Genomic DNA, 12,146 nt, shown 5'->3' with positions numbered 1-12,146 from the left:
TGTGTTCCTTTCCGTTGGGTTCTGCTCGGGAGGTATCCGTGCTATCCATGGGATTCCTCCGTCGATGCCTCGCATGGTTGATTATCTGATGTTGCTTTCTGATTATCTCCGGTCACGATGACGAGTCGTTCGGCGTCCTGCCTGCGGGCCAAGGTCAGCGCGTCCGCCAACGCCACGCGTGATCCATCGGCCCCGACCCGTGCCCGAGGTCCAGCCTCGCGGCGATGGCCCCGGTCAGATACGCCTTACCATCGCGAACCGCCGATGCCAGCGTCTCGCCGCGTGCCAGAGCGCTCGCAATCGCGCTGGACAGCGTGCATCCGGTGCCGTGCGTGTTGGGATTGTCGATATGCTCGCCGCGGAACCACGTGATGTTCCCATCCGTGTCGGCGAGTACGTCACTTGCACCCTGAACGCTGTGCCCGCCTTTGACGAGCACAGCACATCCGTAACGCGAAACCAGACGCCGGGCGGCATTAGCCATGGCATCCGGGGAGTTGATAGAACCCTCACCGGAGCCTTGCCCGCACAACACTTCCGTCTCGGGAATATTAGGGGTGATGAGCCGGCACAACCCGAACAGTCCGGTCAACGCGCTCTCGGCATTCGCGTCGAGCAACCGCGTGCCGCTGGAGGAGACCATGACCGGGTCGAGCACCACATTCGGTGCTTGGTACTTGCGCAGCGCTTCGTCGATGACCGCGATGAGTCGGGCGTTGGAAACCATGCCGATTTTCGTGGCGGCCGGCGGAATATCGGTATATACGGCATCCAGCTGGACGGCGAGGATGTCCGGGCTCACATCTTCGACTGCGCTGACCCCTTGGGTGTTCTGCGCGGTGATCGAGGTGATGGCGCTCATGCCGTACACCCCGCACGCGAGCATGGTCTTCAAATCCGCTTGGATTCCCGCGCCTCCGGAGCAGTCACTGCCGGCGATGGTGAGCACCGCGGGCAGCGTCGTCGGAGCTGCGGTGTGCATGGCTTGTGAGTCGCTCATGCCTGGCTTCCCTCCGCTGCTGCGCTTGAGTCTGCCGCACCTGAGCCGTCTGCGAGTGAATCGTGCGCACCGGAATCGTCCGCACTTGAGCCGGCTTCTTCACTCGTACCAACACCGTCCGCATTGACTCCGGCGACATTCGCGCCGACCTGCACGCCCGCGGCGCCGCCGCGCGAGTCGACCCCGGCCACGATGCGCTCCTGGGCCGCAGCATTTCCATACTTCTTGCGGATATTCTGCGAAATCGCCATCGAGCAGAACTTCGGTCCGCACATCGAGCAGAAATGCGCCATTTTCGCAGGTTCCGCAGGCAGCGTGTCGTCATGGTAGGCGATGGCGGTGTCCGGGTCGTACGACAGGTTGAACTGGTCGAGCCAGCGGAATTCGAAGCGCGCTTTCGAAATCGCGAGGTCGCGGTCCTGCGCGTGCGGGTGGTGCTTGGCGATATCCGCCGCATGGCACGCGATCTTGTACGTGATCACGCCCTGCTTGACATCATCCTTGTTCGGCAGGCCCAGATGCTCCTTCGGCGTCACGTAGCACAGCATCGCGGTACCGTAGCGCGCGATCTCCACACCGCCGATCGCCGAGGTGATGTGGTCGTAGCCGGGCGCCGTGTCGGTGGTCAGCGGGCCGAGCGTGTAGAAGGGAGCGCCCTTGCAAATCGCCTGCTCCATTTCGATGTTCATGCGCACCGTGTCGAAGGGGATGTGCCCCGGCCCTTCGACCATGACCTGCACGTTATGGTCCCACGCGCGCTGGGTGAGCTCGCCCAAGGTCATGAGTTCGGCGATCTGGGCGGCGTCGTTCGCGTCGGCGAGGCTGCCGGGCCGCAGGCCGTCACCGAGCGAGAAGGCCACGTCGTATTTGGCGAAGATATCGCATAATTCGTCGAAATGCGTGTACAGGAAGCTTTCCTGCTCATGCTGCATGCACCATTGCGCCATGATTGAGCCGCCGCGCGAGACGATGCCGGTCACGCGGTTCGCTGTCAGCGGCACATACCGCAGCAACACGCCCGCGTGGATGGTCATGTAGTCGACGCCCTGCTCGCACTGTTCGATCACGGTGTCGCGGAAGAGTTCCCAGCTGAGCTTGGTCGCATCATCCTCGACTTTTTCCAGCGCCTGGTACATCGGCACGGTGCCGATCGGGACGGGGGAGTTGCGCAGGATCCACTCGCGTGTGGTGTGGATATCGTTGCCGGTGGACAGGTCCATCACGGTGTCCGCGCCCCATTTCGTGGCCCACGTGAGCTTGTCGACCTCTTCGTCAATGGACGACGACACCGCGGAATTGCCCATATTCGCGTTGAGTTTGGTAAGGAACTTCGATCCGATGATCATCGGCTCGGCTTCCGGATGGTTGATATTGCACGGCATGACTGCACGGCCTGCGGCGAGTTCGGAACGGACCAGCTCGGTGTCGCAATGCTCGCGGGCGGCGACGAACCGCATTTCCGGCGTGATGATGTTGTGTCGCGCATACCACATCTGCGTGACCGGATGCCCTGAGGCCTTGAGCGGATTGTGTTTGCGGCCGCGCCATTCCTTGGTCGCCTTGCCGCGCTGGACCGCTCGCTTGCCGTCGTCGGCGAGGTTGCGTTCGCGGCCCTGATATTCGGTCACGTCTGCGCGGTCACGAATCCAGTCGAGACGCAGCGGGGCGAGCCCTTCCTTCGGATCGCAGGCCGGGCCTTCCGTGTTGTAGTCGTGGAACGGCGGGTTCGGGCCGACGCCGGGCGTGTCAGAGAGTTTGATTTCGGTGTACGGCACGTCGAGATCGTAGCTGCCGGATTCGTTTTCGAAATGGATGCGCTCGGTTTTGCGGATATGCGCTTTGTCGCGTTGCGTGCAGCCGCGCGCGGCGATGTCCACGCGCTGCTGTTTGGCCAGTCGTGCGGCTTCCTTGGCGGCTTTCGCGTTGGTGAAGCCACCGGGCTGGCCGGATTGCAAACGGTTGAGTGAGGTGGCGGACTCGCTGCCGCCCGCCACCTCATTGGCGTCCCCCACAGATGATGTCCCCGCCGCCGGGGCATGCGAGACCGTACGCGCCGCATACCCGTGATGGCCGCTCCCGCGAACACTCCGCCAAGCATCCACCATGGCTTGTGTGGTGGCTTTCGGATCGTCCGCACCTGCGATCGCCGACACCACGAACCAGCCGGCGGCCTTGGATGCGGCCAGATCGTGCATATCGGCAAGCGTTACGCCACCGCCGATAACGACCGGATAATCGCTTGCCGTGCAGATGGTGTTGATCAGGTCGATGCTCAGGAAATGCTTGCTGCCGTCATCCTCGACGACGATGGCGTCAGGCTTGGTGGTGGAGGGGTGCAGCGGCGCGGCGCCGATATAATCAATGCAGCCGCTCGGCAGTTCGTTGATGAGCTTGACGAGGCTTTCGGTTTCCGCGCTCAGGCCGATGATGGCGTCGTCGCCGAGCAGCTGTCGCGCCTCGCGCGGGTCCATGTCGTCCTGCCCGATATGCACGCCGTCGACCTTGATACCCAGGTTGCGGCACTGCCAGACGACGTCCACGCGGTCGTCGATGACGAAGGCGACTGTGTCGGACTTGCCGTTGTCTTCGATGATCTGCGCGATATCCCGAGCGGTTTCGGTCAGCTGCTTGGCGTCCGCGGTTTTGTCGCGCAGCTGGATGAACGTGGCGCCGCCTTGCAGTGCGTCGTCGACGATATCGCCGACCGGGCGTCCTTTGGTGTCCTGGGACCCGAGGATGCAGTAGGCGGTCAGGTCGAAGGTGTCGCGCATGGAGGCGTATGGATATGGGTTGGTCATGGTGTTCTTTCTGTTGATTGGGCCGGTGCGCGGCCCGTGGTTATCAGGTGTCGTTATATGGTGCACCGCTGAATGGTGCTGATGGCGTGCAAACGATTCATTGGCTTTATTCCAGTGATATCTGCCGGGTATCAGACGACATGATGATTACGTTTGCGTGGAGTGTGCAGCAGTGCCGGTGTCGCACGCCGTGCCGGATGTGTCGGTGGGTCCGTGCCGTGGCGCATCGTCTGTGCGGCCGCCTGGTCGCTGGGCGCTGGCACTTGCGCACGACATCGCGTCAGGCGGCGTCCGCGGTGATCGGGGATTGGGCGACCGCCTGCGCGGTGGTGTTCCACAGGGCGTCGAGGAACGCGGTCTGGAAGCTTCCCGGGCCGTGGCTGTCGCGCTCGGCCTGCTCGCTGGCCCGGTTGTACAGGGCGGATGCGGCGACGGCTGCGGTCAGCGGGTCGGTGACCGCGAGATACGTGGCGACTACTCCGCCAAGGGAACAGCCTGCCCCGGTGATCTTGGTCATCATGGCGCTGCCTCCGGGCAGCCGGTAGACGATGTCGCCGTCGGTCACCAGGTCCGTGGCTCCGGACACGGCTACGGCCGCATGTCCGAGCCCGTTGTGTTCGTGCAAGTATCGTGCGAGCAGGATCGCGGATTCGCGGGCGGCATCAACCTCGTCAACGGCTTCCACGCCGGCCGGCCGCGTGCTTGCCGCGGGTGCGGCATCAGCGGTGTTGCCGGGTGTGCCTGGTGTGCCCAGACCCCACATGTCGGCCAGTGCGATGATTTCGGAGGCGTTGCCGCGCACGATGGTCGGGGGAGCGGCCTTGAAGCCGGTGAGAATCGCCGTGCGCGTGGCGCCGATGCCCGCCGCGACCGGGTCAAGCACCCACGGGTGGCGCTGGTCATGGAACCGTTGCGCGATCTGTGCCAGGGCGTCCTTGAAGAACGGTAGCAATGTACCGACGTTGATATACGTGGAGCCGGCGATGGCGGCGGTGTCGATCACATCATCGGGCAGGAAGCTCATCGCTGCGGTTCCGCCGGATGCCAGCTGTGCGTTGGCGACCAGATTGATGGTCACGAAGTTCGTGAAGGATTGCGCCAGCGGGGTGGTGTCGCGCACCTGCCGGGTGGCTGCTTCGATCCGGTGGCGCAGGCTTTCGATCTGCTGCCGGGGTTCGTCAGGGCCCGATGGTACCGGGGCCGGCATTGCGGTGGCTGCTGTGGCGGTTGTTGGTGCGGCCTCGGGCTTGGTCGGCGGTGTGGCTGGTGATGACCCGCCCATGCCGATAGGCGCGGCGACACAATGGTATGGCTGATCAGATGAGACGTTCGCGCTCATGTGCTGCTCCCTACGATGGTTCTAACCAACAGGTTCTAAGGGTCAGGCGTCATGCCTTTCTCAGCCTTGCCTTGCGGTTCGGCTCCCCTGCACTGCATTACGGGTGCCATGCTAGGGTTCGCCGTGGACACGGGTGACTGTTCTCTGGCTCCTGTTCCGTATGGTGCATTTCGGGATGTGACATCGCGGGTCTGGAGGTCTGGGCCGGTCCGGCGTTGCGGCCGGGTGATCATCCTGATTCGCGAATCGTTGGAATCATGCGGTTTGGGGTTCGCGTCCCTGCCACCAGCGACGGCGATTACCGTCTCAGTGCTTGGTTACCGTTCCACACGATGCAGACCACCCCGAGAAATCACAGCTATGGAGCGCGATTGCCGCCCGCCGCAGCGTTCTCGCAATCCTCGCTCGCTAAAAACCGCGGAATACCAAGGATTCGCGCGGTCGGCACAATCCTGGGGACAGCGCCGGTCCTCGGTTACCTTTCCATACGATGGGAATCACCTCGAGGAATCACCGGTGCGGAGGCCGCGAGCTTGGTCGGCGAAGCCGGGCAGGATATCAGTCCTGCAGGAATCCGCGGAATATCAATGATTCTATGGTGGCAAGTCCTTGTCGCTTCGCGCCGGTCCTCGGTTACCTTTCCATACGATGGGAATCATCCCGAGGAATCACCGGTGCGGAGGCCGGGTTGGTGCCGAGAATTGATTGCCGGGTGAGGAGCCGCGCAATGTCAAGGTTCGAAAACCACAGGATCATTGTCCCATCACATCACTTCTCGGTTACTTTTCCATACGATGGGAATCACCCCGCGTAATCACCAGCGTGGAGGTCCGGGGCCGCCCCGGGGTGTGCGGCTGGTATGTCTGCTTGTCCGAGAACCGCGGAATACCAAGGATTCGCGCGAGCCTCGCAATCAGCCGGCCCGCCCTGTCCCTCGGTCACCTCTCCATACGATGGGAATCACCCCGAGGAATCACTGGTATGGAGGCCGTGAGCCTAGCCGCATGCCTTGCCCGGGTGCCGAACACCCCAAGAACCGCCAGATGCCAAGGATTCTCGTCCGAGGTGATTCCCATATCTCGTACCATCGCACGGTTGCTGTTCCACACCATGCGTTCAAGACGCCGATATCCCCGACGCGGAAGGCCCGAGCCCCGGTCTCATCGCAGCCCCGTGGTTGGTGGTCTGTTGTACAGTGTGGATGGTCATGACAACGATGGCATCCTAATGTCGGGATGGCCGTCGCCGAATGCGTTTCCGGCACGAGATTCCAGCGTGGCATAGCGTGCCGCCTTAGAGAGAGTTAGAGAATACGAGATAAGGAATTGGCGTTGAATCCAGCAAACAATGTGCAAACGATGGCATCCTCGGATTCCGAGATGCATGTTGAAATGCACGCTGCAGCGATTCGCAGGGGACCGCGTTCATCATCGCGCGACGCTTCTTCTGCCTCACCGTTCAGCCTTGTGATGCGGCGATGGCGGAGCCGTGAGTCAGGTGTTGAAGGCCTGCGCATTATCGCCATGGTGATGATTGTTGCATATCACGCATACTGGTATGGTATCGGGGAGCAGAACGTTCCTCTCGGAACATCGGCGTTCGATCTCTTTCTGCTAGCCTTGAGCCCGCTGGGGAAAACCGGTGTGGCCATATTCTTCCTTATCACTGCCTGGTATTTATGCGAGCGTGATGCGCCCACGTTCCGCTCGTCGTTGAAGAAAGCCTGTTATCTTGAGCTTGAAGTACTGACATACAATCTTGTTCTGTTTCTGGAATATCGTATTATCGTCCCGAATGCCCCGCTGTCGGTCGATGATATCGTCGGTAACCTTTTCCCGGTTTCTTCGAACACCTTATGGTATGCGACGGCGTATATCCTGTTCCTCTTGGTGTACCCGTTTGTTACCGCGGCATTGCGCGCTATCGGTCCGGGTATGCATGCACGTTTGGTGTTGCTGCTGTTTGCGATTTGGGGTATCGGCTATGGGTTGACGCGATATGCGACGTGGGAGTTCCCGACGTTCAGTTTTTTGTATTTTGTGTATCTGTATATTTTACTGTCGTATTATCGCTGGTATTTGCAGGAGATGGCGACTCCCGCAGCCTGGCTGATGGTGGCAACGGGCTGTCTGATTCTTATCATCCACATTGTTTCCTGTGTTGTCGCATTCCGATATACCGGTAACCGCAGCTATATGAACTACGATCATTTGTTCTTGACCAAGGAAGGAAAGCTTCCTGTGTTGCTTGTGGCATTCGGCCTTGTATCATTGGCTGTCCGGTGCCATCGTCATATTGTCGTGGTCAATGCCGCGGCATCGGCCATGTTTGGCGTATATGTGATGCACGAAAGTGTTCTCTTGCGTGATCTGTTATGGACGGAGTTGTTCCCTCTGCGCCAGGTTGAAACTTGGGGTGCTCCGATCGCCGTGCTCATCGCGGTCATTCTGGGCATTGTCGTTTTCGGTGCAATCGTTGACATTCTCCGTCAGCTGCTATTTGCGATGACTATTGATAAGCATTTCAGCGCTTGGTTTGATGCGGCGTATTGTTGGCTGTGCGGCTGTAGGCTGGCGCAGTGGTTGCGTGCATCGCTTCAACCAGTGAAGGGTTCGTGCATGACACAGAAGGGTGGGCATCATGAGTAACGCTGTTGGAATGGACGCCGCGACCTTGCGCCGTCCTGCTGATGAGCGTCGTGTGTACTGCATTCGCACATGGTTTGCTGTGCCGAAGAATCTGGTGCATGTCGGGGTGTTCGTGGTGTATCTCGCTGTGGTGATCACGGTGATGTGCTTCCACGAGCCGTGGTTTGATGAGGCCCAATCGTGGTTGATTGCCCGGGACTGCTCGTGGCATGATTTGCTGTTCTCGCGTACCCATTACGAGGGGCATCCTCCGCTGTGGTGGACGCTGCTGGCGATTCCGGCGAAGACAGGTGTTCCGTATGAGATCGGCCTGAAAGGCGTGCAGTTGCTGACGGCCGCCTTGATGATCTGGCTGCTGGTCTTCCACACGGCGTTGCCTGAATTGCTGAAGGTGGTGCTGCCGTTCACATATTTCTTGTGCTATCAGTATGGCGTGATTTCGCGTCCGTATGCGTTGATTATTGCCGCGATGCTACTCGTCGGCCTCGCTTGGGAGCACAAGGATGAGCATCCCTGGCGGTTGGTGCTGAGCATGATACTGCTGTGCTTGGGCAGTTCGTATGGTCTGGCGATTTGTGCCGGTCTCGCTATGATATGGGTGCTTGATGTGCTGCTTTCCGCGAAGCATGGTGGTATACGCGCGATGATGCGGAATCTGGTGTCGTCTCCAGCCAGATTCGTGGCATGGCTGACACTGTTGGCTGCTGCGGTGGCTTTGCTGCTTGATGTGTGGCCTGCGAAGAACGTGTATCACGGTATTTTTGATGTCAATGCACCGATTGTCCCGTGGGTGCAGCGCTGGGAGTATGTGTGGCTGTTCTTCCCTTCGGATACGCTGTTCACTTCATTTACCGATGACATCAACATCTTGTTCATGCGCCCCGCGTGGACCGACTTGGTGTATGCCGCTGTGGTATCGCTGCTCATGTGGGCGGTGTTGGGTTGGATCGCCCGCAGGCGTGGCTTGCTGGCTGAATTGTTTGTTCCGTACACGGTGTTGAGCCTGGTGTTCTGCTCGCACGCGTATGCACACCATATTGGCGTGGTGCTTGGCTATCTGCTCATGGTGCTCACCATGTGCTGCGCCCGATGGCCGTTGTCTCGTGACGATATCCCCAAGCGGCTGGTATCTCGTTGGGATGCTGGAATGAAGGCTATTGCGGCGCGGCAAGGAGAACGTTCCGCCCGCCGGTACGCTCGTGCGTGCGCGGTACTGGTCGTGCTGCCGTTCCTGATTGGCGTGTATTGGACCGCGTATTCAAGTATCTGTGATATTCGCTATGCCTATAGCAGTTCCCGTGCAATAGCCTCGTTTATCGAACGGTACAATTTGGAGCACTACCGTTGGATGACCGGATGGAGCCGAATGTCCTCGAAGGTTCCGAATAGTTCCTTCAGCCAGTGGTATAGGACACAGAACGGGAATGTATATTGCGCGAGTAAAACGGACAAATGTGTGGATTTCACGTCATGGTCGGGTGGGTCGCTGATTGTCGCCAATCCTTACTTTGATGTCAATCTCGTCGATAATGCTTACCAAGGTCGTACCTACCTGTCGTGGGAGTGGATGATCGACCAGAAGCAGCGTGCCGCGCAGGATATCGCCGAGTGGCGGTCCAAGCCCGAACCCGAGTTCTATGACACGTCATATCAGCCGTTCTATTTCACCACGCTCGGCTATGACCGCAATGACTATGTGAAGTATTACATCGATACCACCATCACCCCGTGGAAGGACACGTGGCATCGCGGCGAGAATGAGATCTATATCCGCAAGGACGTCTACAAGAAGATCTTCCACAAGGATCCGCCGGCTTCCGGTATCGACGATTCCGTGTGGGCGAATCATCCAGGCGCTCCAAGAACATAGCCGGTTCCCGCGCGGCATGTCCTTCGGCGTCCTCCGTTGTCTCCCCGCACCGCAATGACACCCCCATCCGCCGCGCGTATACACAAACCGGTTACGCCGAGCACCCGCTCAACGTAACCGGTTTGTATATCAGTGGCTTGGCTGCGCCCACAGGGCTCCGGATGAGCCCGCAATCTCGGCCGGGTCAGTGCGTGGTCATCTTGTCGAAGTCCTCCTTGACCTGTACGCGGGTCAGGGCGTCCTCGTACTTGACCTTGCCTTCGTTGACGAGGCGGGCGAGATCCTGGTCGAGCGTGTGCATGCCCTTGTCGGCGCCGGACTGCAGCTGGCTGCGGATCTGGTAGGCTTTCTCGCCGCGGATCAGTGCCGCGATGGCGGGCGTGGCGTACATGACTTCGGTGGCGGGCACGCGGCCGCGGCCCTCGGCGCGCGGCAGCAGGGTCTGCACGATCACGGCCTGCAACGTGGATGCCACCTGCACGCGGATCTGCTGCTGCTGGTTTTCCGGGTATACGTCGATGAGACGGTCGACGGTGCTGGCTGCGTCCTGCGTGTGCAGGGTGGCGAAGACCAAGTGGCCGGTTTCCACTGCCGTCAGTGCGGTGGAGATGGTTTCGAGGTCTCGCAGCTCGCCGACCATGATGATGTCTGGGTCTTCACGAAGCGCATGCTTGAGCGCTTCGGCGAAGCTCAGCGTGTCGGTGCCGACTTCGCGCTGGCTGACGATGCAGTTCTTGTGGTGGTGCACGAATTCGATCGGGTCTTCGATGGTGATGATGTGGTCGTGGCGTTCCTGGTTCGCCTTGTCCACGATCGCCGCAAGGGTGGTGGACTTACCGGATCCGGTAGGGCCGCACACCAGCACGAGGCCGCGCGGCAGGAGCGCGAGGTTGGCGATGCGCGGGTCGAGGCCGAGCTGCTGGGCGTCCTTGATTTCCAGCGGAATGGTTCGCAGCGCGATGCTTACGCCCGAACGGTCCTGGTATACGTTGACGCGGAATCGCACCAGCTCGCCGATGGAGAAGGACACGTCGAGCTCCAGGTCGCGTTCGAAGCGGGAGAGCTCCTCGTCGGTGGTGATGACGCGCGTGGCGGCGAGCGTATGTTCCTTGTCCCACACGCTGGTGTGCTGCGCGGGCTGGAGTTTGCCGTCCACGCGGAGCATCGGATGGTCGCCGACCACCAGGTGCAGGTCGGACGCTTTCAGCTCGACGAGCTGTTCGATGGCCGTCACGAACTCCTCGTCGGCATCCGGGTATTCTTCCCGCATGGTTTTGGCGACCAGCGCGGCGCGCTCTTTCTGCTCCTTGGTTGATGTGGGTTTGCCGTCTTTGCCGTTGGCTTGCGGAACGATGAAGGTCGGCTGGTTCGGGTTAGCCGGCCGGGCGATGCGCATGGTCGACTCCCCGGGCATCGGGTTCGGGTTGGCTGGCCGGCCGTACGCTCCGGGCGCGGCAGGCTGGCGCAGCCCGATGGATTCCGCTTGCCGTGGCATGCCGGACATCGGGCTGGCGGGTGCGGCGGCTACACGCGGCATGGCTTGGGTTTGTGCGGTACGTGGATCAGTGTCGGCGGTTGCGACTTTGCGTGCGTCACGCTGGTGCCAGAAGGAGCGATTCATCTTGGTGTTCCTTGTTTGTTCGGCTTGTTCGGCTTGCTCGGTTGCCGGGTTCGACGCGGGGGAGTGCTCCTGCCCGTCGGCGTTCGCCTGGCCCTTCGCTGGGCGGGCGAACAGCGAATGATGTTCAGCTTGCGCCGGTGCGGCCGTATGGCTCGTCGGGGCGGTACCGGCCGTCTGGGAATAGCTTTGCCGCGCCTGCAAGGCGGTATCATTGCCCAGGAATCCGGATTCCGTGGTCTTCTGCGGGTAGGGGGATTCGGCTTGAAGCTGCCGCTTGCGTCGTTCCTCCTCCTGTGCTGCCCGGGCTGCGGCCTGTGCCGCGGCCTGCTCTTCGGCCTGCCGTTGTCGCAACGCCGCTTCCCGCGCCTGCTCCTGCTGCCGGACTTGCCCGCGGGCTGCTTCGAGTTCAGCCTCCTTCTGCCGCTGGCGTTCGGCCTCGAGTTGCGCTTCACGGGCGGCTTCCGCCTCACGTGCGGCCCGCGCACGTTCCTCCGCGGCGGCGGCTTCCTGCGCCTCGCGTTCGGCTTCCGCCTGGGCTTGGGCTTCGGCCCGCGCTTTCTCCGCTGCTTCCTTGCGTTTGCGTTCATCATCCCTGATGGACTGCGGCAAGTCGTTTTCGGTCACATGCATCACATGGTCGGGCGTGTTCAGCACGCTGAAAATGCTTTGCATCTGCGGGTCGGTGGCCTGCAGCGCGTCCTCGTCGGAGGAGTGCCGGCCACGCCGCGGGTCCTCGCTGAAATCCGGGGCGGTGCTGGGGAAGGTCACGCCTTTGAGATCCGCGAGATACCCGGTGTCCTCACTTGGATACTCATCCCATGTGGGGTTGTTGCTGCTGTCTTCACTGGTCATGTCCGGTCCTTTACGTCA

At 61.0% G+C, this 12,146-nt stretch carries 6 protein-coding genes; 2 read left to right on the top strand and 4 right to left on the bottom strand.

The features are described from left to right. Window positions 1–154: 154 nt before the first annotated feature. From thiD to WD012_RS02150, 3 genes are all read right to left on the bottom strand, one after another. Window positions 155–982: a bifunctional hydroxymethylpyrimidine kinase/phosphomethylpyrimidine kinase gene (gene thiD / locus WD012_RS02160; protein ID WP_422614341.1), complete on the bottom strand. Its 828-nt coding sequence runs from the start codon at window positions 980–982 to the stop codon at window positions 155–157. A 14-nt stretch (window positions 983–996) separates the two neighbouring features. Further along, window positions 997–3,798 carry a phosphomethylpyrimidine synthase ThiC gene (gene thiC / locus WD012_RS02155; RefSeq protein WP_339562151.1) on the bottom strand — a complete coding sequence of 934 codons (2,802 nt, stop codon included), beginning with the start codon at window positions 3,796–3,798 and terminating at the stop codon, window positions 997–999. Window positions 3,799–4,078: 280 nt separating this feature from the next. Continuing rightward, a complete protein-coding gene (locus tag WD012_RS02150; RefSeq protein ID WP_339562270.1) occupies window positions 4,079–5,005 on the bottom strand; it encodes a hydroxyethylthiazole kinase in 927 nt (308 codons plus the stop codon). A gap of 1,463 nt (window positions 5,006–6,468) precedes the next feature. Between WD012_RS02150 and WD012_RS02145 the strand changes: the two genes are divergently transcribed. Both WD012_RS02145 and WD012_RS02140 read left to right on the top strand, forming a co-directional pair. Continuing rightward, window positions 6,469–7,785: an acyltransferase family protein gene (locus WD012_RS02145; protein WP_339562150.1), complete on the top strand. Its 1,317-nt coding sequence runs from the start codon at window positions 6,469–6,471 to the stop codon at window positions 7,783–7,785. After that, on the top strand, window positions 7,778–9,655 hold the full coding sequence (locus WD012_RS02140) for a hypothetical protein (RefSeq protein ID WP_339562149.1): 1,878 nt from the start codon (window positions 7,778–7,780) through the stop codon (window positions 9,653–9,655). Before WD012_RS02145 ends, WD012_RS02140 begins: the two co-directional genes overlap by 8 nt. A 184-nt stretch (window positions 9,656–9,839) precedes the next feature. Here the strand turns inward: WD012_RS02140 and WD012_RS02135 are convergent, their stop codons facing one another. Further along, the gene (locus WD012_RS02135; protein ID WP_339562148.1) at window positions 9,840–12,128 is read right to left on the bottom strand and encodes a type IV pilus twitching motility protein PilT; all 2,289 of its coding nucleotides are present in this window, start codon (window positions 12,126–12,128) and stop codon (window positions 9,840–9,842) included. Between the last annotated feature and the right edge of the window lie 18 nt (window positions 12,129–12,146).

Source organism: Bifidobacterium thermophilum (assembly GCF_037482445.1).
Classification (GTDB): Bacteria; Actinomycetota; Actinomycetes; order Actinomycetales; family Bifidobacteriaceae; genus Bifidobacterium; species Bifidobacterium thermophilum_B.
The sequence above is the reverse complement of the archived record's forward strand: the minus strand, read 5'-3'. Positions and strand labels throughout refer to the sequence as shown.